Source organism: Kitasatospora indigofera (assembly GCF_014655955.1).
In the GTDB taxonomy this organism is placed as follows: Bacteria; Actinomycetota; Actinomycetes; order Streptomycetales; family Streptomycetaceae; genus Kitasatospora; species Kitasatospora indigofera.
Genome location: NZ_BNBO01000057.1, coordinates 1 through 22,996, shown reverse-complemented (window position 1 = coordinate 22,996; position 22,996 = coordinate 1). Strand labels below are relative to the sequence as shown.

The 22,996-nt window shown below is 75.3% G+C and carries 23 protein-coding genes; 12 read left to right on the top strand and 11 right to left on the bottom strand.

The features are described from left to right. Positions 1-165 precede the first annotated feature (165 nt). Positions 166-1,338: a glycoside hydrolase family 16 protein gene (locus IE329_RS41700; RefSeq protein WP_268257361.1), complete on the bottom strand. Its 1,173-nt coding sequence runs from the start codon at positions 1,336-1,338 to the stop codon at positions 166-168. Between the two features lie 487 nt (positions 1,339-1,825). Here IE329_RS41700 and IE329_RS32690 point away from each other — a divergent pair, with 487 nt between their 5' ends. The 8 genes from IE329_RS32690 (at position 1,826) to proP (ending at position 11,525) form a co-directional block, all read left to right on the top strand. Beyond that, the gene (locus IE329_RS32690; protein WP_190214655.1) at positions 1,826-3,274 is read left to right on the top strand and encodes a DUF4331 domain-containing protein; all 1,449 of its coding nucleotides are present in this window, start codon (positions 1,826-1,828) and stop codon (positions 3,272-3,274) included. A 229-nt stretch (positions 3,275-3,503) separates the two neighbouring features. Beyond that, positions 3,504-4,832, top strand: a complete 1,329-nt coding sequence (locus IE329_RS32685) for a tetratricopeptide repeat protein (RefSeq protein ID WP_190214654.1) — start codon at positions 3,504-3,506, stop codon at positions 4,830-4,832. Then, on the top strand, positions 4,829-6,670 hold the full coding sequence (locus tag IE329_RS32680; protein WP_190214653.1) for a sulfite exporter TauE/SafE family protein: 1,842 nt from the start codon (positions 4,829-4,831) through the stop codon (positions 6,668-6,670). The genes IE329_RS32685 and IE329_RS32680 overlap by 4 nt, the downstream gene beginning before the upstream one ends. 26 nt (positions 6,671-6,696) lie before the next feature. Beyond that, entirely contained in the window at positions 6,697-7,032 is a 336-nt protein-coding gene (locus IE329_RS32675; RefSeq protein ID WP_190214652.1) for a hypothetical protein, read from the top strand. Positions 7,033-7,241: 209 nt separating this feature from the next. Further along, on the top strand, positions 7,242-8,402 hold the full coding sequence (locus tag IE329_RS32670) for an ADP-ribosylglycohydrolase family protein (protein ID WP_229927952.1): 1,161 nt from the start codon (positions 7,242-7,244) through the stop codon (positions 8,400-8,402). Between the two features lie 96 nt (positions 8,403-8,498). Then, a complete protein-coding gene (locus IE329_RS32665; RefSeq protein ID WP_190214651.1) occupies positions 8,499-8,927 on the top strand; it encodes a VOC family protein in 429 nt (142 codons plus the stop codon). Between the two features lie 209 nt (positions 8,928-9,136). Continuing rightward, a complete protein-coding gene (locus IE329_RS32660; protein ID WP_190214650.1) occupies positions 9,137-9,901 on the top strand; it encodes an SOS response-associated peptidase in 765 nt (254 codons plus the stop codon). Between the two features lie 109 nt (positions 9,902-10,010). Continuing rightward, complete coding sequence (gene proP, locus IE329_RS32655) at positions 10,011-11,525, top strand: glycine betaine/L-proline transporter ProP (protein ID WP_190214649.1); 1,515 nt, start codon at positions 10,011-10,013, stop codon at positions 11,523-11,525. Between the two features lie 184 nt (positions 11,526-11,709). On the opposite strand, the gene IE329_RS32650 is transcribed toward proP, so the two are convergent. The 3 genes from IE329_RS32650 to IE329_RS32640 form a co-directional block, all read right to left on the bottom strand. Continuing rightward, a complete protein-coding gene (locus IE329_RS32650) occupies positions 11,710-12,240 on the bottom strand; it encodes an SMI1/KNR4 family protein (RefSeq protein WP_190214648.1) in 531 nt (176 codons plus the stop codon). A gap of 94 nt (positions 12,241-12,334) precedes the next feature. Next, the gene (locus tag IE329_RS32645) at positions 12,335-12,688 is read right to left on the bottom strand and encodes a hypothetical protein (RefSeq protein WP_190214647.1); all 354 of its coding nucleotides are present in this window, start codon (positions 12,686-12,688) and stop codon (positions 12,335-12,337) included. Between the two features lie 191 nt (positions 12,689-12,879). Beyond that, positions 12,880-13,356 (bottom strand): hypothetical protein, encoded by a 477-nt coding sequence (locus IE329_RS32640; RefSeq protein ID WP_190214646.1) that lies wholly within the window; start codon positions 13,354-13,356, stop codon positions 12,880-12,882. Between the two features lie 377 nt (positions 13,357-13,733). On the opposite strand from IE329_RS32640, the gene IE329_RS32635 reads away from it, so the two are divergent. Then, a complete protein-coding gene (locus IE329_RS32635; protein WP_190214645.1) occupies positions 13,734-14,117 on the top strand; it encodes a sigma factor-like helix-turn-helix DNA-binding protein in 384 nt (127 codons plus the stop codon). Positions 14,118-14,393: 276 nt separating this feature from the next. Further along, entirely contained in the window at positions 14,394-14,648 is a 255-nt protein-coding gene (locus IE329_RS32630; RefSeq protein ID WP_073925514.1) for a chaplin, read from the top strand. Positions 14,649-14,946: 298 nt separating this feature from the next. On the opposite strand, the gene IE329_RS32625 is transcribed toward IE329_RS32630, so the two are convergent. Beyond that, positions 14,947-15,429 carry a MarR family winged helix-turn-helix transcriptional regulator gene (locus tag IE329_RS32625; RefSeq protein WP_373311371.1) on the bottom strand — a complete coding sequence of 161 codons (483 nt, stop codon included), beginning with the start codon at positions 15,427-15,429 and terminating at the stop codon, positions 14,947-14,949. 32 nt (positions 15,430-15,461) lie between these two features. Here IE329_RS32625 and IE329_RS32620 point away from each other — a divergent pair, with 32 nt between their 5' ends. Continuing rightward, positions 15,462-16,964: a DHA2 family efflux MFS transporter permease subunit gene (locus IE329_RS32620; RefSeq protein WP_190214644.1), complete on the top strand. Its 1,503-nt coding sequence runs from the start codon at positions 15,462-15,464 to the stop codon at positions 16,962-16,964. Between the two features lie 39 nt (positions 16,965-17,003). On the opposite strand, the gene IE329_RS32615 is transcribed toward IE329_RS32620, so the two are convergent. From IE329_RS32615 to IE329_RS32590, 6 genes are all read right to left on the bottom strand, one after another. After that, positions 17,004-17,264: a hypothetical protein gene (locus IE329_RS32615; RefSeq protein ID WP_190214643.1), complete on the bottom strand. Its 261-nt coding sequence runs from the start codon at positions 17,262-17,264 to the stop codon at positions 17,004-17,006. Between the two features lie 128 nt (positions 17,265-17,392). Next, positions 17,393-17,875, bottom strand: a complete 483-nt coding sequence (locus IE329_RS32610) for a GreA/GreB family elongation factor (protein WP_190214642.1) — start codon at positions 17,873-17,875, stop codon at positions 17,393-17,395. Between the two features lie 250 nt (positions 17,876-18,125). Next, entirely contained in the window at positions 18,126-18,776 is a 651-nt protein-coding gene (locus IE329_RS32605; protein ID WP_190214641.1) for a DUF1345 domain-containing protein, read from the bottom strand. A gap of 140 nt (positions 18,777-18,916) precedes the next feature. Beyond that, on the bottom strand, positions 18,917-19,228 hold the full coding sequence (locus IE329_RS32600) for a hypothetical protein (protein ID WP_073925511.1): 312 nt from the start codon (positions 19,226-19,228) through the stop codon (positions 18,917-18,919). A 274-nt stretch (positions 19,229-19,502) separates the two neighbouring features. Continuing rightward, positions 19,503-20,963, bottom strand: a complete 1,461-nt coding sequence (locus tag IE329_RS32595; RefSeq protein ID WP_190214640.1) for a UDP-N-acetylmuramoyl-L-alanyl-D-glutamate--2,6-diaminopimelate ligase — start codon at positions 20,961-20,963, stop codon at positions 19,503-19,505. 145 nt (positions 20,964-21,108) lie between these two features. Continuing rightward, positions 21,109-22,020 (bottom strand): LysR family transcriptional regulator, encoded by a 912-nt coding sequence (locus IE329_RS32590; RefSeq protein WP_190214639.1) that lies wholly within the window; start codon positions 22,018-22,020, stop codon positions 21,109-21,111. A 238-nt stretch (positions 22,021-22,258) separates the two neighbouring features. Between IE329_RS32590 and IE329_RS32585 the strand changes: the two genes are divergently transcribed. Then, positions 22,259-22,954 (top strand): type 1 glutamine amidotransferase domain-containing protein, encoded by a 696-nt coding sequence (locus IE329_RS32585; protein ID WP_190214638.1) that lies wholly within the window; start codon positions 22,259-22,261, stop codon positions 22,952-22,954. Positions 22,955-22,996 lie beyond the last annotated feature (42 nt).

The window sequence follows — 22,996 nt, the reverse complement described above, 5'->3', positions numbered from 1 at the left end:
TGCCGTCCCACCGCCTCCCGGTACCCGCTGACTGCCCGTACGACACGCCGGGCCGGTTGCTCCGAAGGAGGGACCGGCCCCGCGTGTCGAGGCCCACCGGGCCGGCCGGGCGACCGGCCCGGGATACGGCCCGGGCGGCCGGCCCGGGACACCGCCCGGCGGGCCCTACCGCCAGACCCGCACGTAGTCGGCGGCGAAGGTGATCGGCTTCGTGCTGTCGGGGGCCGGGTGGTAGCGCCCGGCGCTGACCGAGAGGTTGAGGATCAGGTAGGCCGACCACTGGCTGCCGACGCCCGTCCGGTCGGAGTAGACCTTGGTGTTGTTGACGTACCAGTCGTCCGAGCCGGCGCCGCACAGCACCCCGATGGTGACCCAGCCGCCCGGGGCGACCGCCCTCGGGTTCGCATAGTCGGCGGAGCCGCTCCGCACGTGGTTGGTGAGTTCGAGCAGGTCCGGGTGGTCGGGGTGGTACTCGAACACGTCGACCTCGTTGCCGCCCTCCTTCCAGGTCCACAGGGCCGGCCAGGCCCCCGTCCGGGCCGGGAGCTGCACCCTGGTCTCGATGTAGTCGCCGGTACGGACCTTGAAACCTTGCGCCGACCCCTCCGTGGTGAGCAGGCCCGTCGTCCAGGACCGCAGGCCGTTCTCCAGCACCCGCGAGCCGGGCCGGGCGGTGAAGGTGGCGGCTCCGTCGGCGACGGTGACGGCGTCCTGGGTGAGCTGGTCCAGCTTGTTGTCCTTGGGGTTGTGGTCGCCGTACTCGTAGGCACTGGTCCGGGTGCCGACCCAGGTGGCGCCCCAGTCGAGGGGGCGGCTGAACTCCTCCAGGAAGACCGGCGACCTGCCGCCCAGCGGCGGCGCCGTGGCCGGGACGGCGGGGACGGCCGGCACGGCGGGCACGACCGGGACGGCCGGGACCGCGGCCGGTCGCACCGTCAGCGTCGTGCCGGTCAGGTTGTGGTAGCCGGAGGCGTCCCGGTAGAAGCCGAACTGGGTGTAGGTGCCGGCCGGGAAGGCCCGGGCCCGGGTGGTGAAGGTGACTCCGGTGGGGCAGATCCGGACGTCCGACGCCGAACCGGGGAAGTCCAGGTTGTGCCCGGCGGAGTCCCGGACACCGACCCCGAGCGACCGGACGGTCTGACATCGCGAGGACAGCACCGTGAGGGTGGCGGAGACCTCGGCGCCGGCGGTGGCGCCGGTCGGGGTGAGCCGCAGCTGGAGCACCACCGGTGCCGCGACCGCGGCCTGACCCGGAAGCGCGGCGAGCGCGAGCAGGAGGGCGCCGGCGGTCGCGGTGGCCGCGCGGGCTATGACGGTCAGGGAGAGCTTGCCGGTCATGGTGTCTTCCTTCCTGGGGTCGAGCCCCTGGAAGACCGGGCCGCCGGTCGACGACGGCCCTCCGGACCGGGGGGCCGCGGCTCTTCACCACGTCGGACCTGCCGCCCACCCAGGAAAGCTCAGCTGTGGAAAGACGATCACACGGGGCCGCAGCGATCTCCCGGGGAGCTGGGCCAACTGGGCCAACCGTCGACGGGTCGGTCCGACCCTCCGTCAGCAGGGCCCGGGGGCCGACCGAACGGGGGACATGACGGGGCCTCGGGACTCGCGCGTCCCGGTCCGGCCCGCCGCCCGGGGCCGCGCCCCGAGGCCGGCAGGGGGCCGATCGGGTGGACGGACTGCGCCGTGCGGGTGAGCCGGGCAATCCGGCCCGCCGGCCGCGTCGAACGGCCCGTGAAGTGCGGCGATCGACCTGACCGGCCCGACCGGGCGGCGGTCGCCGCACGCCGACCGGGCGACCCAGTCGCCCCCACCGGAAGCGAGAACGATGAACCCTGTGCTCGGGCGCGCCCGATCCAAGTCCACCCTCCGCACCGCGGCCGCCACGGCCGCCATGGGCCTCGCGCTGGCCACCAGCGCGCTGGCCGGCCCGGGCGCCGGGGTCGGCGCGGCGTCCAGCCACCGCGAGGCACCGCTGATCGCCGCGGACCCGCAGGTCGACAACACCGACGTGTACGCCTTCACCAGCCCCGACCAGCAGGACAGCGTCACCCTGGTCGCCAACTGGCTGCCCTTCCAGGAGCCCAACGGCGGCCCGAACTTCTACCCCTGGGCCGACGGCGCCCACTACGACATCAACATCGACTCCCAGGGCACCGGCAAGCCCGACCTCACCTACCGCTGGACCTTCCACACCGAGGACCAGCGCGGCACCAACACCTTCCTCTACAACAACGGCCCGGTGAACAACCTCGCCGACCCGACCCTGCTGTTCCGCCAGTACTACACGCTCCAGGAGCTCCGCTCCGGCTGCGAGCCCAAGACCCTGGTCGAGCACGGCACCGCCGCGCCGTCGGACACCGGCAAGGCCTCGATGCCCGACTACGGGCGGCTGCGCAGCCAGGCCACCGTCCAACTGCCCGGCGGCGGGCAGACCGTGGCGACCCAGGCCGCCGACCCGTTCTTCCTCGACCTGCGGGTCTTCGACCTCCTCTACGGGGGCAACCTCACCGAGACCGGCCAGAACACCCTGGCCGGATACAACGTCAACACCCTCTCCATCCAGGTCCCCAAGAGCCGGCTGGCCTACAAGGGCGACGCCACCCGCAACCCCGTCATCGGCGTGTGGAGCAGCACCGAGAAGCGGACCATGAAGCTCAGCCCCGGCAAGGAGGAGCCGACCGGCAAGTACGTCCAGGTCTCCCGGCTGGGCAACCCGCTGGTCAACGAGGTGGTGGTGCCGGCCGGGCTGAAGGACGCCTTCAACGCGCTGCCGCCCTCGGAGGACCACAACCAGCCCGCCGTGGTGGCCAAGGTCCTCGACCCCGAGGTCCCGAAGCTGGTGCAGGCGATCTACGGCCTGCCCGCCCCGGCGACGCCGCGCACCGACCTCCAGGAGATCTTCCTCACCGGGATCGCCAAGGCCACCGGCGGCCCCTTCCAGGTGGACCTCAACTCGCAGCTGATGAACCAGGACATCGACGCCCGGCGGTTCGTGCCGGCCGAGGAGCTGCGGCTCAACATGTCCACCCCCGTCGCCGCCTCCCCCAACCGCCTCGGCATCCTGGCGGGCGACTTCCAGGGGTTCCCGAACGGCCGGCGCCTCGGCGACGACGTGGTCGACATCGCGCTCCAGGTGATGGAGGGCGCCACCCCCGGGAACCTGATCCCCGCCCTCGCCGCCGGTGACGGCGTCAACCAGGCCGGCCGTCCGTTCGCCGCCGCGTTCCCGTACGTGGCACTGCCCTACGCCAAGGCCGTCAACCAGGCCGGCTGACGGAAGCGGGTGCGGGCCGGGTCCTGACGGCCGGGCCCGCACCGGTACGGGTGCCCGGGGCCGACCGCGCACCCGGAGCGCCCCCACCCGACCCCGGCACGGCACAGCTCTCCCCCGCCCGGCCGCCCGCTCCCCGGCGCGGCCGGGCGGGGCCCCGCCCCCGGGTGGACCCGACGCGGTGCGGGACCCCGGCCCGTCCCGCACCCCAGCCCGACCCGAAGGATCCCCGATGCGCCGACTGCCCCTGCTGCTCACCACCGTGGCGCTCTGCGGCACGCTGGCCGCGTTCGGCGCGCTCGGCCGCGAAGGACCGGCCCCCGCGCCTGCGCCAGGTGCCGACCGGCGCGACGCCGGTACCGCCACGGCCGGTACGCCCGACGGCGACGCCCTCGGCCGGGGCATCGCGGCCGACCAGCGACACCTGCGCGACACCCCGCAGGACGCCGGGGGCTGGGCCAGGCTCGGCGCCGAGTACGTCGAGCAGGCCCGGCTGACCGCGGACCCGTCCTACTACCCGAAGGCGGACGAGGCGCTGGCCCGCTCCCTGGCCCTGCGCCCGGCCGACAACGTCGACGCGCTCACCGCGCTCGGCGCCCTGGCCAACGCCCGGCATCTCTTCAGCGAGGCACGGGACTTCGCCGACCGGGCGATCGGCCTGGCGCCGCTGCACTGGCAGGCCTACGCCGTCCTCGCCGACGCCCGGACCCAGCTCGGCGACGACGCCGGCGCCACCGAAGCCGTCCAGGACCTGCTGGACCGCCACCCCGGCACCGCCTCCTTCACCCGCGCCGCCTACGAACTCGAACAGCACGGGCGTACCGACGAAGCCCGCCAGGCCCTCCAACAGGCCCTCGACAGCTCCTACGACCCGGCCGACCGGGCCTTCTGCCGGTACCAGATCGCCGAGCTCGACCAGGACTCCGGCCGGCCCGGGCCGGCCATCGCCGGCTACCGGGAGGCCCTGGCGGACGACGCCTCCTTCACCCCGGCCCTGGCCGGCCGGGCCCGCGCCGAGGCGGCCCTCGGCGACCCGGACGCCGCCGTCCGCGACTACACCGCGGCCGTCGCCCGCGTCCCGCTGCCGCAGTACCTGCTGGAACTCGGCGAACTCCAGGAGTCGCTGGGCCACCGCGCCGCCGCCGAGGAGCAGTACCGGCTGCTCACCGCCGAGCAGCAACTCGCGGCCGCCAACGGTGTGCTGGACGACCTCACGCTCGGCCGGTTCCAGGCCGACCACGGCGACCCGGCGCAGGCCGTCGCGCTGCTGCGCGGGGAGTGGGAGCGCCGGCGGTCCGTCCTGGTCGCCGACGCCCTGGCCTGGGCCCTGCACCGGCAGGGCAAGGACGAGGAGGCCCTCCCGCTGGCCGGGCAGGCCCGGCGCCACGGCTGGCGGAACGCCCTCTTCGCCTACCACCAGGGCGAGATCGAACGCGCCCTGGGCCGGCCGGACGCCGCGCGCGAGCACCTCGCCGAGGCCCTGCGCCTGGACCCCCACTTCTCCCCGCTGCACGCACCGCAGGCCCGCAGCGCCCTCGCCGCCCTCGGAGGCACCCCGTGACACACCGTCATGTCCCGCGACGCGCGGCGGCCGTGGCCGGCTGCGCGCTCTGGCTGCTCGGCGCCGGCGCGCCCGCCGCCCAGGCCCACCCGCTCGGCAACTTCTCGGTCAACCACTACACCGGGCTGACCGTCCGCACCGACCGCGTCGAGGCCCTGGCCGTCACCGACACCGCCGAGATCCCCACCCTGCAGGCGGCACCCGCCGTCGACACCGACGGCGACGGCACCCCGAGCGAGGCCGAACGGGCGGCCTGGGCGGGCGCCCGCTGCGCCGAGACCGCCAAGGGGCTGGTGGCCACCGCCGCACCGGGCCCCGGCGCACCGGCCGGGCCTGGCCGGCGGCTCGGCTGGACCGTCACCGCCGCCTCCTTCGGCTACGCGCCCGGCCAGGCGGCGCTGCGCACCAGCCGGCTGGAGTGCCGGCTACGGGCGCCGCTCGACCTGACGGGCGGGCCGGTGGCGCTCCGGGTGGACACCGGCGCGGACCCCACCCGGGTCGGCTGGAACGAGATCACCGCCCGGGCGGAGGGCGCCCGCCTGTCGGAGTCGGGGGTGCCGGAGACCTCCGCCTCCGACGAGCTGCGGGACTACCCCCGTGATCTGCTGGACACCCCGCGGGGGGACACCCGGGCCGAGTTCACCGCCGTCGCGGGCGGGGCCGGAGCGGGTACCGGCGGCGCGCGGCCGGTCACGCCCGCGGCGGACGGTCCGGCCGCCCGCCTGGAGGGGCTGGCCCGGCAGCTGACCGCGCTGGCGGGGGCGGAGCGGCTCACGGTGCCGGTCGGCCTGCTCGCCGTCCTGCTCTCCGTCCTGCTCGGCGCCGGCCACGCGCTGCTGCCCGGCCACGGCAAGACCGTGATGGCGGCCTACCTGGCCGGCCGGCGCGGCCGCACCCGGGACGCGGTGACGGTCGGGGCGACGGTCACCGCCACCCACACGGCCGGGGTGCTGCTCGTCGGGCTGGCCCTGACCAGCTTCTCGGCCCTGGCCGGGGACACCGTGCTCGGCTGGCTGGGCGTGGCCGGCGGAGCCCTGGTCGCGCTGGTCGGCGCCGGTCTGCTCGCCGACGCGCGGCGCGGGCAGCGCGGGACCCGGCGGCGCGAGGCAGCGCACGAGCACCACGGCCACCCGGAGCACCACGGGCACGATCACGAGCGCGAGCACGACGAGTACCACCACGACGGGCACCACAAGCACCCCGGCCGGCACGAGCACAACCACGAGCACCTGCACGAGCACCGCCCCGGCGGCGCTCCGGCCTCCGACCCGGCGCGGCGGCCGGTACTGGTCGGGGCGGCCGTCGGCGTCACCGCCGACCCGGTGCCGGACGGACAGCAGCACGCGCACGACCAGCACCCCCACCCGCACGACGGGCACCATCACGTGCACGACGAGGCCCACCCGCACGACGATACCCAGCCGCAGCACCACCACGACAAGCCCCATCGCCACGGCCTCTTCGGGCACCGCCACTCCCACGGCCCGGCCGCCGCCGAGGCGCAGCCGTTCACCACCCGGGGCCTGGTCGGCCTGGGGGTCGCCGGCGGTCTGGTCCCCAGCCCCTCGGCCCTGGTGGTGCTCCTAGGGGCGGTGGCCCTCGGCCGGACGGTGTTCGGCGCGGCCCTGGTGGTGGCCTACGGGTTCGGCATGGCCGCCACCCTGACCGCCGTCGGACTCCTCCTGGTACGGGTCGGCGACCGGCTCGGCCGGCTCTCCGCACGCCCGGCGTTCGTCCTGCTCCGCCGCCTCACCCCCTACACCGCCCTGCTCACCGCGGTGCTGGTGCTGGTCGTCGGGCTCGGCCTGATGATCCGCAGCCTGCCTCCGCTCCTCTGACCGCCCGACCTCCCGGAGACCCCGTCATGAACCGACGCCCCGTCCCGTTCGCCGTACTGCTCCTGCTCGCCGCCCTGAGCGGCTGCGGTGCGTCCGACGACGGCTCGCTCGACGCCCAGGCCGGTGCGGCCGCCCCGACCTGCCTGGTGCACCAGTCCAAGGCTCCCGGCAGCCGTTACACCGCCGGCGAGCACGCCGACACCGGGTCGGTGCTGGAGCTGATGCGCTACTACACCGCCAACGGCACGAAGGACTTCTGCGACGGCAGGCCCGCCACCGGCACCGACCGCCGCTGGACCGAGCTCTACACAGCCCTCGGCGGCGACCGCGCCCATGTCGCCGCCGGGGCGCGGACCCCGTAGGGCGATCACCGCCGCGCGCCGGGAGCCACCGGTCGCACCCGGCCCCGTCACCGGGCGGACGGACCGGACGGACGGACCGGACGGAGCGACCGGGCGGAGGGACCGTCAGGTCCGTTCCCCGGGCCCGCCTGGCAGGATGGGCCGGCAGCCGGACCGGCGGCGCCGCAGCGGGTGGCGCCCGTCGGCCGGCGGAGACGGGAGAGTTGTCAGTGAAGCACCGTTCGTGGGACGAGTCGGCCGTCCGCCGCGCCCGGATCCGCGGCAGCATGCTCGGCGGAGCGATCGGGGACGCCCTGGGCAATCCCGTCGAGTTCCTGTCCCTGGACGCGATCCGGGCGAAGTACGGCGCGGCCGGGGTCACCGGGCCGGTCCCGGACGCCGAGGGGGTGACCGGGCGGGTCACCGACGACACCCAGATGACGCTGTTCACCGCCGAGGGCCTGCTGCTCGGGTCCGCCCGGTCCAGGGCGGCGGGCAGCCCGGTCGACGAGACCGGCCTGGTCCGCGAGGCGTACCTGCGCTGGCTCGACACCCAGGACCACCCGGCCCCGCCCGCCGCCGGGGGCGCCGGCCACCGTTACGGGTGGCTGCGCGAGGAGGCCTGGCTGTACGCGCGCCGCGCCCCCGGCAACGCCTGCCTGTCCGGGCTGCGGTCGGCGCACGTCCCGCGCGGGAACGGCCGGCCGGACGGCACTCCCGGGCCGGTGAACCCGGACTCCAAGGGCTGCGGGACGGTGATGCGCTCGGCGCCGTTCGGCTTCACCGGCCTCGCGCCCGAGCGGGCCTTCGAACTCGCCGCCACCTGCGCGCGGATCACCCACGGCCACCCCACCGGCTACTACGCGGCGGGGGCCTTCGCCGCGCTGGTCGGCCACCTCGTCCAGGGTGAGTCGCTGGAGGCCGCCGTGCTGCGGACGCTGCACCTGCTGTCGCGCTACCCGGGGCACCAGGAGACGACCGCCGCCCTCCGCGCGGCTCTCGACCTGGCGGGCGACGGCGAGGCGACCGCGGAGAAGGTGGAGAGCCTGGGCGCGGGCTGGGTCGCCGAGGAGGCGCTCGGCATCGCGGTCTACGCGGCGCTGGCCCCCACCCGGCCGCAGGTCTTCTACGTGGACCAGGACGGCAGGCACAGCCACCCGGACCCGCCGCGGACCCCGGTCGAGGCGGCCCTGCTGCTGTCCGTCAACCACTCCGGCGACAGTGACTCCACCGGCTCCCTCTGCGGCAACCTGCTGGGCGCGCTGCACGGGGACGTCCGCCTCCCGCACGCCTGGCTGGCCCAGGTCGAGGGGCGCGCCGTGATCGCCGCGCTGGCGGACGACCTGGCGGCCGAGGCCGACCCGGCCGATCAGCACCCCTGGAGCTACTGACGCCGGGGCCCGGCCGGCGCGCCGGTCCTATGAGCGCCGGTCACCCCCATGAACACCTGCCTGGTCGCCCCGGGCGGCCCGGGGCAGCCTGGCGGCATGACGGAACAGCAGCGGGCGCCCGAGGTGTGGCGCCGTGAGAGCGACTCCTCCCATCGGACGGTGCCCCGGGTCCTGGTCCGGGTCTTCCTCGACCCGGGCGGCCTGGAGGCGGGGACCAGGTTCTACGAGCTGCTGCAGGGGGTGACCACCGACGCCCGGTTCACCTTCGGCGCCCTGCGGCTGGCCACCGTCGGGGCCTTCCTGCTGATCGAGGGCGCCGAGGAGGAGCTGGCGCCGTTCCGCTCCACCACCGGCACCCTGCTGGTCGACGACGTGCGGCCGTACCACGACCGGCTGGTCGCCGAGGGGGCGGAGATCGTCGTCCCGCTCCAGCAGGTGCCCACCGGGGCCGGGTTCAACGCCCGCCACCCGGACGGGACGGTGGTCGAGTACGTCCACCACCGGCCGACCGCGGACGGGCGCTGAACGCCGCGGGTGCCCCGGCGCCGCGCCGGGGCACCCGCCTGGCCCGCGTCCCGGAGCGACCGCCCGGTCCCGCTCCGGGGCACTCCGCCGCCGCGGCCGGCCGGCCGGGTCCGTGCGTCGCTTTGGTGCGTCGCGTCGGTGGTCGCGTCGGTGCGCCGGATTGGTGCGTCGGCCCCTCGGCGGGGCCCCCGGGATGGCACGGTGGGGGTATGTGCGGTCGCTACGTCTCCACCTCCTCCGTCCAGGACCTCGCCGAGTTCTTCGGCGCGGTCGGCCTGCCCACCGCCGAGACGCTCGCCCCGAGCTGGAACGTGGCGCCCACGGACCCGATCGTGGTGGCGCTGCAACGCCTGGACCGGGAGACCGGTGAGCTGGTCCGCCGGCTGCGGCAGGTGCGCTGGGGCCTGGTGCCGTCCTGGTCGAAGGATCCGGGCGGCGGGTCCCGGATGATCAACGCCCGGGCCGAGACCGTCCACGAGAAGCCCGCCTTCCGCAAGGCGTTCGCCACCCGCCGGTGCCTGATCCCGGCCGACGGGTACTACGAGTGGAAGCCGGTGCCCGCCGCCGGGGGGACGAAGGCCTACAAGCAGCCGTACTTCCTGGCGCCGGCCGCCGGGACGCTGATGCCGATGGCCGGGCTGTACGAGTTCTGGCGGGACCGGAGCGTGCCGGAGGACGACCCGGCGGCCTGGCTCACCACCGCGACGATCATCACCACCGACGCCACCGACGCGGCCGGCCGGGTCCACGACCGGATGCCGCTGACCATCGACGCGGCGGACTTCGACGCCTGGCTCGACCCCGAGCTGACCGACGCCGCCGAACTGCGCCGGCTGCTGCACACCCCGGCCGGCGACGAGCTGCGGATCACGCCGGTCTCCACCGCCGTGAACTCCGTCCGCAACAACGGCGCGCAGCTGCTCGACGAGGTGCCGGACCCGCTGCCCGTCACCGGGGCCGGCGCCCGGCAGTAGCGCGCGGACCAGGGGTGAGGCATCTCTCAGTACCGGCCGCGAGGGGTTTGAGCGCAGACGAACGGGTCAGACGGGAGCGGTCCCTGTTCCCGGCACGAAGAGTGAACCCTTGAGTCCAGCGTCATCGAGAGCCGAACTGTCCAACGGCGGCGGCAGCGCCCCCGCCGACAGCACCCGCACCGCCGGCGCCGTCCCCCCGGCGCCCGCCGGCAGATCCCTCGCGGTCGGGGACGTCACCGTCGTCGAGCGGGGGATGTTGCGGCGGGCGGTGTCCGCCGCGGCCCTCGGCAACGCCATGGAGTGGTTCGACTTCGGCGTCTACAGCTACCTGGCGGTGACCCTCGGGAAGGTCTTCTTCCCGACCGCCGGAGGTGCCACCCAGCTGCTGGCCACCTTCGGGACCTTCGCCGCGGCCTTCCTGATCCGGCCGCTGGGCGGGCTGGTCTTCGGGCCGCTGGGCGACCGGATCGGCCGGCAGAAGGTGCTCGCGGCCACCATGATCATGATGGCCGCCGGAACCTTCGCGATCGGGCTGATCCCGTCCTACGCCACCATCGGCATCTGGGCCCCGGTCCTGCTGCTGGCCGCCCGGATGGTGCAGGGCTTCTCCACCGGCGGGGAGTACGGCGGTGCGACGACCTTCATCGCCGAGTACGCCCCCGACCGGCGCCGGGGCTTCCTCGGGAGCTGGCTGGAGTTCGGCACCCTGGTCGGGTACGTGTCCGGCGCCGCGCTGGTGACGCTGATGACCTCCGCCCTGGACGAGTCGAGCCTGCTCTCCTGGGGCTGGCGGCTGCCGTTCCTGATCGCCGGACCGCTCGGGCTGATCGGCCTCTACCTGCGGATGCGGCTGGAGGAGACGCCGGCCTTCCGCAAGCTCCAGGAGCAGGCCGAGCCGGCGGGGCGCAAGCGCCCGAAGAGCGGGCTGCGGGAGCTGCTGACCACGCACCGGCGGGCCCTGCTGCTCTGCATGGCGCTGGTCCTGGTCTACAACGTGACCGACTACATGCTGCTGTCCTACCTGCCGACCTACCTGACCGCCGAGCTGGCCTTCGACGCCACCCACGGCCTGCTGGTGATCATCGCCGCGATGGTGCTGATGATGGCGGTCAACGGGCCGGTCGGACACCTCTCCGACCGGATCGGGCGCCGGCCGGTGCTGATGGCCGGCTGCCTCGGCTTCCTGCTGCTCTCCGTGCCCGCGCTGCTGCTGATCCGCCGGGGTGAGCAGTGGGGGGTGCTGGTCGGCGTGGGGGCGCTGTGCCTGCTGCTGACCGCCTTCACGGGCACCATGCCGGCCTCGCTGCCGGCCTTGTTCCCGACCCCTGTGCGGTACGGCGCGATGTCGGTCGGGTTCAACATCTCGGTCTCGCTGTTCGGCGGCACCACGCCGCTGGTGGTGACCTCGCTGATCAATGCCACCGGGGACCGGATGATGCCCGCGTACTACATGATGGCGGCCGCCGTGATCGGCGCGGTCGCGGTCTGGCTGATGCCGGAGAGCGCCGGCCGCCCGCTGCCCGGCTCGCCGCCGGCGGTGGCCTCGCCGGAGGAGGCCCGCGAGCTGGTGGCCCGCACCCGCGGCCGGGCCGTCGGCGTCCGCGCCCCGGCGGTGGCCCGGTAGGGCGGCGGCGACCACCGCCCGCACCACCCGCACGGCCGTGCCGGCCCACCGGGCGGCTACAGCCGCGACGGCGGGACGCACGGCCCCGGACACGGCGTCCGGACCGGTGCCCGTGAGGACGTGCCCCGCACGCCTCGCGGGCACCGTCGCGTTCCCGGCGCAGGCCCCCCGCCGGCGGAGCCGATCAGCGGCAGAGGTCCTGGAGATCCTCGGTGAAGGTCGGGAACTCGGCCCGGGCCTCGGCGATGATCAGGCCGGCCGGCCGCCGCGGGGTGGTGGCGTGCCGCTCGGCGACGGCGGTCAGGACGGCGTCCGGGCGAGCCTCCCGGCCCTCCTCCAGGGCGGCCTCCAGTGGCCCGAAACCGTCGGCCAGCAGCCACAGGAAGTCGGAGAGGCTGCCCGCCACCACACCGCTCTCGCCCTCCGAGCCGACGAAGACCACGGGCTGATCCGCGAGGGGGCGCCCCGGCCGCACGCACCACAGGGCGGCCAGGCCGCCGGTGCCGTCCTGCCCGAAGATCCGGTAGGCCCCGCCGTCGGCCTCCCGGTTGCCCGTCCAGCTGCGCAGCCAGTCGGTCGTGTCGGCCGCCGGGTCGAAGGCGTCGTACGGTTCGAAGTCGACGCCCTCCCCCTCGTCGCCGTAGTCGAACTCCACCAGGGCCACCTCGGCCAGGGCGGGCGGGAATCGGCGGTCGTCATCGGTGGTCGCGGTCATGCGCGCAGGCTACCGGCCCCGGCCGGCACCCGAGGGGCCGGGCACCCGGCCGCACCGGCCCGGCCGGACCTTCCCGCCCCGGGCACCTGCCGGTTCACCGGCCCGCGGGAATGCTGAACACGGCGCCGACGACCACCAGGTAGGCCGCGGCGGGTGCCAGCGAGACCAGCACCCGGACCGGCCGGAGCAGGTAGGCGGCCGGCCACTGCAGGAGGATCAGCACCTGCGCCACGACCAGGGCGACGTCGGCGACCTGAAGGTGCGCGAAGGTCGAGGGACAGGAACCGGGCTCGTAGCAGGGGTCGGTGGCCATCTCGGCGAATCCCCGCAGAGCGCGCACCACCGGTAGCAGCAGGACGCTCACCAGGGTGGAGACGAGCGGGGCCCGCCACCACCGACCGCGCGTGGCGGCGGCCCGGGGAACTGACGGGGCAACGGAATCGGTCATGCGGCGATCCTGGCCCGGGCACCCCGGCGTCCGGCAGCGCTCGGATACTCAGCTTCCCCGCCACTACTCAGGTCCGGCGCCACGGCGTACTCAGACCGGCCCCGGGGGCCGGCCCCGGTCTGCGAAGGCGGGCGGGCGGGAGCACGGCCGGTGCGGACCGGCGACCGGCCCGCACCCGTGGTCCGCCGGTGTCAGTAGACCGTGATGTCCCAGTGGTTGCCCTCGTTGCAGTAGAGGTTGCCCGAGGCCGCCTTCCACTGCGGGTAGCCGTCCCCGCGGTAGCCGATGTAGGTGAAGCTGTTCTGGACGTACGCGTCGATGCAGGAGTTCCGGGAGACGTCGACCTTGTAGCCGTTGTAGTGGCTGTAGGTGCCGGAGGCGTGGCCGACCTCAGTCCCGCCCGTGATGTTGATGGCGCAGCCGCTGGACTGCTTCAGGGTGATGATCGTGCTGACGGTGCCGGAGTTGATCTGCTCGAACGAGGTGCAGGTCGAGTTGGAGCGGGTGGTGCAGTTGCCGCTGGAACTCCAGGTGATCCCGGCGTTCCTGAACTGGCTCGCGGCCGTCGCCTGGGACACCTTGCTGCCGCTGGCGACGGCCGCGGGGGCGGTGACGCTGAACGCGGCCATGGCCAGGGCCACGACGCTGACTGCGGTACGGGGCTTCATTCGCTCTCCCGGGTGGGGCGGTGGACCTCGGACGAGGGGGTACGGGTGCCTTGGCCGTCCGTCCGCCGGGGCCGGCGCGGCTGCCGGCCGCGCCCGGGGCGGAGGTCCGACCGGGCAACGGATGACGACGGCGGGGCCGGGGCACGACGGGCGGAGCACGGCTCAGGGGTGCGCTTCCGGAGGGGGCGGGACCTGGGGAGCGGTGCCGCCGGACCAGGATGGCGCCCCGGCTGTCTATGCGGGTAGAGCCGGTGCGTGAATTTCCCGTGACCGTCATGTATCCGACAAGCATGCACGGCCCGGACCGACTGGCACGCTGCCGGTCCGCCGAATCTGTCAACGCTCACATTTCATCCTCGAAAGGCCGCACCGAGGGCATGATCTCCGCCGAGGCGGCCACCGGGTTCGCCCACGTCTTCGAACGCCGACACGCCGAACTCGCGCGTCTCGTCCCCCTCCTGACGGGTAGTACGGAGACCGCCGACGACCTAGCCGCCGCCCCGGCCGCCGTGTCGGACGTACGGGAGGCGCCGGCCCGGCTGCCGTTCCGGGTACGGGCCTGCGTCGTCCTGCGGCACGCCTTCGGCCTCTCCGAGCGGCAGACCGCACGGATCCTCCGCCTGCCGGTGGGCGCCGTGCGGCGCCGCACCGCCAAGGGCACGGCGCGGCTGCGCCGGCTGCTCGGCGCCCGGGCCGTCGATCACCTGCGGAGCGTGCCGCACCCGTCGGCCGGCCGTCGACCGCCCGCCCGCCCACGCTGAGCGGGCCGGACCGGCCGCCGGACCGTGCGGGCCGGCCGGTGCCTCCGCAGGCCGGGCCGGGGGCCGCCCGGCGGGCCGCACTCCCCCGGGCGCACCGGGAGCGGGCGGGCCTCCCGGGGCCGCGCTGGGCCGGATGCCGTTCGGGCGGGTGAACGAACCGTGTGCCCGCGCGACGCGCGGCCGGGTTGGTGCAAAGACTGGTCGGGAGGTGTCACCGCCAGGCACGACATGCTGCCGGCGGTGGCTTCTTCATGAACCTGCACCATCCCCTCAGGAATGGAGAAGACCGTGAAAGACCTCCGCAAGGCTCTCGTTCTCGCCGGTGCCGCCGCCGCGCTCGTGCTCGGATCGGCCGGCGCGGCGAGCGCCTCGTCCACCGCAGAGGGCATCGCCGTCGGGTCGCCGGGCATCCTGTCCGGCAATGTCATCCAGATCCCGATCCACATCCCGATCAACGCCTGCGGCAACAGCGTCAACGTGCTGGGCGCGCTGAACCCGGCGTTCGGCAACGTCTGCATCAACGAGGGCTGACGTCCTTCCACGGCTTGAGCGGGGCCGGCGGCCGTCATGGCCCGCCGGCCCCGCGTCGTGACCCCGGGCACCGGGCTCCGGCCCGCACACCGGCCCCGCACGGGACGGACACCCGGCCGTCCCGCGACCCGATCGGCTGGCGGACCGGTCACCCGGACGTCCGGCGTGGTCCAGCACGACGCGGCCCAGCACGACACAGTCCGGCACGACGCGGTCGAACACAACGATGTTCAACACGGCGCGGTCCCGCACGGTCGGCCCGGACGCCTCCCCCGGACGCCTCCCCCGGCCACCTCGCTCACTCGGTGCTGTCGGCGACCGCCTGCCGGATCCGGCCCAGCAGTGCCCGCAGTTGCTCCCGTTCGGCCGGGGCCAGCGTCCCGGTGGCGGTGGCGAGCGCGACGCCGTCCAGCTCCTCCGCCTCGCGGTAGTGCCGGGCGCCCAGGTCGGTGAGGGCGAGCAGGAAGGCCCGCCGGTCCTCCGGATGGCGCACCCGCTCGACCAGACCGTCGCGCTCCAGGCTGTCCACGATCGTCGTGGTGGTGCGCGGGGCGTTGCCGAGCAGGTCGCTGAGGTCGCGCATCCGCAGCGGCTCCCCGGTCCTGGCGAGCACCCGGAGGGCCCTCAGCCGGGCCACCGAAGCCCCGTGCTCCCGCAGCCGGCCGTCGACGAAGACCCGCAACTGATGGGTGGTGGCGAAGAGTTCGTCCACCAGTACATCGCTGCTGCCAAAGCCCTGTTCGTCCGCCATGGTGCGACTCTCCTCGTCCCCGCGCTTCATGAGCACCATCATAGTGAGTATGCTCAGCTTCTATGAGCACTCGCATCAGCCAGCGCTACGTCGTACCGATCATGACCGTCTCCATCACCTTCATCTGCATCGTCGACGGCGCCATCACCACCGTCGCGCTGCCCAGCATCGCCCGCCAGTTCCACCTCACCGCAGCCTCGCTCAGCAGTGTCGTGGTCGTGTACCCGGTCTGCCTGGGCATCATGATCCCCTCCTCCGCGTGGCTGCTGGAACGATTCGGCGGGCGCCGGATGCTGCTGTGGTCCCTCGGCGTGTTCACCGCCGCCTCCGTACTCTGCGGGGCCGCCCCCGACCTGCCCTCGCTGGTCGGCGCCCGGGCCCTCCAGGGCCTGGCCGCAGGGCTGCTCACCCCCACCTCGCAGGCCCTGCTCTTCCGCACCTTCAGCCACTCCGAACAGGTCAGGCTGTCCCGGCTGCTGATCATCCCGCAGCAGATCGCCCCCGCCGTCGCACCGCTGCTCGGCGGCGTGCTCGTCACCGGCCTGTCCTGGCGCTGGGTCTTCTACGTCAACGTGCCGATCGGCGCCCTGGCCATGCTCTTCGGCCTGCTCTTCCTGGCCGAGCACCGCGACCACGCACCGGGCCGGCTCGACCTGCGCGGGCTGCTGCTCAGCGCCGCCGCCACCGGCACCCTGATGTACGGCGTGTGCGCCGGCCCGGACCTCGGCTGGAGCCGGCCCCTGGTGCTGGCGGCCCTGGCCGGCGGCGCCGTGCTGCTCGCGCTGGCGATCCGGACCGAACTCCGGGTGACCGAGCCGGTGCTGCGGCTACGGCTGTTCCGGGACCGGCTGTTCCGCGACACCAACCTGATCAGCCTGGTCGGCTTCGTCCCGGTGCTGGGCGCGATGTTCCTCACCCCCCTGTTCGTCCAGGACGCCCTCGGCGGCAGCCCGCTGGCCAGTGGCAGCGTCACCTTCACCGAGTCCTTCGGCGTCCTGCTGACCATGCAGGTGGTGAGCGTGCTCTACGCCCGGATCGGCCCGCGCGTGATCATCGGCACCGGGCTGCTGGGCGTCACCGCCGCCCTGCTGCTCTTCGCCACCGCGGACGCGCACACCGGCCTGTGGGCGATGCGCGGCTACATGTTCCTGCTCGGCCTCGCGATGGGCGCGTTCTTCATGCCCACCACGATCGCCTCGTTCACCACCGTCGCCAGGGCCGACGTGGCCCACGCCGCCACCCTCAACACCGTGGTGCGGCAGACCGGCGCGGCCCTCGCACCGGCGACCGTCACCACCCTGCTCGTCCTCCACCCCACCGGCGCGGGCCGCAGCGGGCCGCCCCTGACCGCCTACCAGCACAGCTACCTGGCCCTCGCCGTGATCGCGGCGGCGGCCGCCGTGTTCGCGTTCACCATGCCCGACGCCGGCGCCCGCAAGGCGGCGGCCGTCACCGCCGGCACCGGACCGGAGCCCGGACCGTCCCCGGCCCCCGAGGAGGCCCCGACCGGGGCGGCCGCCGGGGCCGGCCGGAGCCGGGCCGCCGGGACCGGCCCGCGAGGCTGACCCCCGCCCCGCGGACCTGACCGTCCGTCCCGCCGACGGTCAGTCGACCTCCAGGTACCCGACGACGACCACCGTCCGAAGCACCGTCACGTGGTAGACGACCAGCACGTGGTCCACCTCGTCGCGGTACAGCCGGAGCCGGCCGCCCGAACGTGGTTCACCGAGGTCGGGGCGGACGGACAGGACGGCGAACACCCGGTCCAGCGCCTGGGCCTGGCCGGCCGAGAGGCCGGCCAGCTGCTCCTCCGCGAACGGCGAGAGGACGACCTGGGCGCGGCGGGGCGGGTTGCTGGGTGACACGTCCGCAAGTCTGCCCTGCCCCGGGCCGGTGGTGGTGCTCTTCACCGAATTCCGGCCCCGGACGGGGCCGGCCCCCGGGCGGCCCGTCACGCCCGCCCGGCGGGTCGCATCCGCCCGGCCGAGGCCGCTCAGGCCGGGGCGGGCGGAGCGCCGACGGACACCACGACCGCGCTGGCCGGCCCCCCGGGAGTCCGATAGCTCACCGTTTCGCCGGCGCCGTGCCCGAGCAGGGCGCGGCCGAGCGGGCTGTCGGCGGTCACCAGGGCGTTGTCCGCCGCATCGGCGATCTCGCCCAGGTGGACGGACCTGGTGGCGCCGTCGGAGAACCGCACCGTGACGGTGCTGCCCACACCCACCACGCCCGGGGCCGGCGGGGCGGCCGCGGCGGCCTGGGCGAGCCGCGCCTCGATCACCGCGATCCGGGAGTCCAGGCGGGCCGCCTCGGTGGCCCGCTGCAACTCGTCCGCCTGGTCCGCCAGGTCACCGGGCGAGTCGGCGTCGGTGCCCCGCAAGGTCGCGGCGACCGTCTCGCGCTCGGTGCGCAGCGTGGCGAGTTCCTGCTCCAGCGCGGTACGGGCCGCCGGGCTGATCGGTTCGGGAAGGCCAGTCATTCCCACTCCCAGGGGCCGGGCAGGGCGGCAGTGGTTCATCACTGCGGGCGCCAAAAATCTGCAACACGGACAAATGGATCATATCAGTCGCCTTGCCGCCCCGAGGGGCCGAGGGGTGGGCTCCGGATGTAGAGCCCCGGCGCGGGCCCGGGGCCGCTGCGGGAGCGCTCGCCGTGGACGGCTCCCCGGCGTTCACGGCGGCCGCTCCGGCGGGCCCACGCCCGGAGTGCGGGGCCGACGGGCCCGGGCGTCAGTTCGTGACGAAGTCGACGACGAGGCTGATCGTGGTGGCGAGGATGCTCGCCCCGAAGACGTAGGACAGCAGGCAGTGGCGCAGGACCACCGCGCGGATCCTGGAGCTGGAGACGCTGGTGTCGGAGACCTGGTACGTCATGCCGAGGTTGTAGCTGAAGTAGAGGAAGTCGCTGTACTTCGGCCGCTCCCCGGAGTTGAAGTCGATGCCGCCGCCCGGCTCCCCGTAGTACAGGTCGGCGTACCGGGTGGCGTACATCAGGTGCAGGGCCGCCCAGGCCGCGAAGACACCGGCGAGCGCGACGGCCGCCGCCACCCGGCCGCCGGCCGAGTGCGCGTCGCCGGGGCGGCCGATCAGGAGCAGCATCACGATGCCGAGCAGGCCGCCCAGGGCGGCGGAGACCACCAGGAGTTCCTCGGTGACCGGACGGAAGTCCTCGCGCCGGACGTTGCGCCGGGTGGCGTCGGCGTCCATCGGCCAGAGCACGGCCCAGCCCGCCACCACGAAGATCGAGCCGGCCGTGGCGATGCCGGCCAGGATCCCGAGCGGCACCCTGGCCAGCCCGCCGACGAGCAGCCCGACCAGGGCTCCGGCCACCGTCGAGGCCGCCAGCCTGGGGCCCGCGGACTGCGGCAGGCGACGGCTCACCGGACGGCCCGGGGCGCCGGCACGGCGAGGGACCCGCCCCCGGGTACCGGTCGGCGCGCCCGCGTGGCGACGGTCGGCATTCGCTCACCCTTCTCGGGCCCGGCTCGCCCCGACGCCGGGGTGGCCGGCGGTGGGAGGTCCTACACCGTGGCCCGGGCGGCGCGGGCGGCCCGGGACACGCCGTCGCTCAGGAGGGACGAGACGTCGGCGAGGCGCCTGGCCGCGGTGTCCAGGACACCGCGCGAGGCGGCGCCGGTGAGCTGGTCGGCCAGGCCCTCGGACAGTTGCTCCAGGCTGCGGACGGCCGCGGCCACCGCCGCCAGCAGGTACTCCTCGTCGCCCAGCCGGAAGCGCTGGTCGCGGGCCCGGCAGACGGGGTCCACGGCGGTACGGCGCAGCTCACGGTCCACCTCGTGGACGGCGGTGGCGAGCGGGTGCTGTTCGATGCTCATGCCGGCTCCTCCGGTGCGGGGCTCGGCCGCGGCGGCCGCCCGCCCCAGTCCTACCATCAGCCCGGCGCCGGGGCGGGGACCCCGGGCCGTTCCGGCCCTCGCGTCCACCCGGATGCCGTCCGCTCCGCTCCCCGCCCAGCGGGTGACGGAGCGACGGGGTGACGGGGCGACGGGCCCGCGGGGTGACGGGGCGACGGGCCCGCGGGGTGACGGGCCGACGGGGTGACGGGGTGACGGGCCGACAAGCGGGACCGAGGGCGGCGGGCTGCCTCCGTCAGCGGGCACTGAGCTCGCGGACCACCCGCATGTCCTCGAACGGCAGTGCCCGGTCGCCGATCAGCTGGTACGTCTCCGAGCCCTTGCCGGCGACCAGGACGATGTCGCCCGGCCCCGCGTGCTCCAGCGCGTGGGCGATCGCCTGGCGCCGGTCCGTGATCCGCTCGTGGGCCGCGCCGGTGCCGCGCAGGCCCTCGCTGATGGCGTCCAGGATCGCCTCCGGGTCCTCGCTGCGCGGATTGTCGCTGGTGAGGACGACCAGGTCCGAGTAACGCCCGGCGATCGCGCCCATCGGGGCCCGCTTGGTCGCGTCCCGGTCGCCGCCGCACCCGAAGACGGTGATCACCCGTGCGGTGGCGAAGCCGCGGACGGTGGCCAGCGCCTTCTCCAGCGAGTCGGTGGAGTGCGCGTAGTCGACCACCACGGTGGCCCCGGCGGGGGTGGTGGTCGTCTCGAAGCGGCCGGGGATCTGCGGGAGCCGCTCCAGCGCGCGGAGGATGTCGGGGACGGCGTGCCCGAGCTGGTGGCAGGCCGCGACGGCGGCCAGCGCGTTGTACACGCCGAAGAGGCCCGGCACCGGCACCCGCGCGCGATGGGTCCGCCCGGCGTGCTGGAGGCGGAAGGCGCTGCCCGCGGGGGTCACCACCACATCGGTCGCCCGGTAGTGCGCCGCGGTGTCGATCCCGTACGTGAGCGCCGCCGGCATCAGCGCCAGGATCTCCGCGGCGACGGGGTCGTCCGCGTTCACCACCGCCCGCTCGCAGAGCCCTTCGAAGAGCCGCAGTTTGGCCTGCTTGTAGGCGGCCATCGTGCCGTGGTCGTCCAGGTGGTCGGGGCTGAGGTTGGTGAACACGCCGGTCCGGGCGAAGACGTGGTCGGTGCGGTGCTGGGCGAGCGCCATCGAGGACACCTCCATCACCACCGTCCGGGCCCGGCCGTCCCGCAGGTGGGCGAGGATCCGCTGCAGGTCGACGGCCTGCGGGGTGGTCGGGGTGCTGGTGGCGAGCGGCACCGGCCGGCCGCCGAGCCGCGGCCCGCCGGTGCCGATCACGCCGACCGGCGCCGGGGTGAGCTCGGTGACCACGCTCTCGATCATCGCCGCGACGGACGTCTTGCCGTTCGTGCCGGTGACGGCGACCACGTCCATCGCGCGGCCCGGCTCGCCGAACCACCGGGCGGCGGCCAGCGAGGCCGCCGCCCTGGTGTCCTCGACCCGGACCACGCACATGCCCTCGGGCAGGTCGGCGGGCGGGCGGCCGACCAGCGCGGCCACCGCACCGGCCGCGGCGGCCCGGTGCAGGTGGTCGTGCCCGTCCGCGCGACGGCCCGCGACGGCGACGAACAGCCACCGCTGCCCGGCGTGGGCCGAGCTGTCCGACACCCCGCCGGTGACCTCCAGCGAGGGGTCGCCCCGCAGAACGGTGTAGGGGTGGCCGGCCAGGAGGTCGGTCAGCTTCACTCGGTGCTCCTCGGGTCGGTTCGGTCGGGTGCGGGCCGGCGGCCCGCGGCCGGGCGCCGCTGGTCCGCCGTTCGGGGACGGCCGGCCGGGCGCGCCCGGGGCGTCCGGGGCGCCGGGCGGGCCCCGGAGCCGGCCCGGCCGGGCGTCACAAGGTCCTCCCCACGGCCAGCAGCCGCTCGCGGACCAGCTCCACCTGCGGGTTGTCCGGGCCGGCCGGCCTCCGTACCAGGTACGCGGTGTTGATCGGCGGGTCCTCGGGGTCGTGCAGCAGCACCAGATCCCCGGAGGCGAGCCGGTCGCGGCAGAGGTAGCCCGGCAGGACGCTCCAGCCGGCGCCGGCGGTGACCGCCGCCAGGACGGCGCGCAGGTCGGGGACGGTCACCGCGGCCCGGGTGCCCAGCCGGCGGTCGAAGACGTGCCGCCAGTAGCGGCGGGCTATCGGCAGGTCCTCGGCGTAGCTGATCAGCGGCACCTCGTCCAAGGCCTCGGGCAGGTCCCGCCCGGCCAGCCGCCGGGCCAGGTCCGGCGCGGCGACCAGGACGAACTCCTCGTCGGCCAGCGGCACGGCGCTGAGCGTCCGGCCGCGGGGCCGCCGGGTGGCGACGACCAGGTCGTGCCGGCCGGCCCGCAGCTCCTCCAGGAGCGGATCGGTCAGCCCGGTGGCCACCCGCAGCCGCAGGCCCTCGACGACCAGCGGCGCCAGCGCGGGGAGGAGGACGGTGCCGAGGAACTCGGCCGGCCCGGCGAGGTGGACCGGCTCCGCGGCGGTCGGCTCCCCCTCGCCGCGGGCGACGGCCGCCAGTTGGTCCAACGGGGTGCGGAGCCGGGCGGCGTACTCGTCGGCGAAGGCCAGCGGCGTCACCCCGCGGGCGCCGCGCTCGAACAGCCGGCGGCCCAGCCGCTGCTCCAGCGTGCGGATCTGGGCCGTGACCGTGGACTGCGACAGCCCGAGCCGGTGGGCCGCCGCGGTGAACGAACCGGAGCGGTGGACCGCCAGGAAGGTGCGCAGCAGGTTCAGGTCCAGGGGGCCGGCCCCGGGGGCGTCCCGATCGCTCATGGGCGGGAGTCTACGGGCCGTCCGGGGCCCTCCGGACCGGGCGCGCACCCGGCCCCGGGGGGGGCCGCGCCGGCGCGCGGGGCATTCCCGGACGAGGCATCGGTCTTCCGATGTCCGGCATCGGTGCGCCCATTGGTCGCCGATGCCGGGCGGGGCTACGTTCGAGGCGATGAGCGATCCGGCGTTCCGGCCACGGGACGCCGGCGCCCGGCCCACCACCCCTCGGAGTGAACCGACCATGGCAAAGATCCTTTTCGTGCTGACCGGCGCCGACCACTGGACGCTGGCTGACGGCACCGAGCACCCCTCCGGCTTCTGGGCCGAGGAGGCCGTCACCCCGTACCAGGCGTTCACGGCCGCCGGCCACGATGTCGTCTTCGCCACGCCCGGCGGCGTGGTCCCGACCGTCGACAAGGGCAGCCTCGCCCCGGAGGTCAACGGCGGCGAGGAGGGCGCGCGGGCGGTCACGGAAGCCCTGGCCGGGATCGCCGGGCTCCAGCACCCGCTGAAGCTGCAGGACGTGGCCCTGGAGGACTACGACGCCGTGTTCTACCCGGGCGGGCACGGCCCGATGGAGGACCTCGCGGTGGACGCCGACTCCGGCCGGCTGCTCACCCTGGCGCTGGAGTCCGGCAAGCCGCTGGGCGTGGTCTGCCACGGCCCGGCCGCGCTGCTGGCGGCCCGGGACGAGGACGGCGCCTCGCCGTTCGCCGGGTACCGGCTGACCGGCTTCACCAACGCCGAGGAGACCCAGGCCGGCTTCGCCGACCGGGCGAAGTGGCTGCTGCAGGACCGGCTGGTGGCGCTGGGCGCCGACTTCCAGGAGGGCGAGGCCTGGGCCCCGTTCGTGGTCACCGACCGCAACCTGGTGACCGGCCAGAACCCGGCCTCCTCCGCCCCGCTGGCCGCGGAACTGCTGAAGCGGCTGGCCTGACCGGCCGCCGGGGCCCCGGCGGCCGGTCACCGGGCAGGCGGG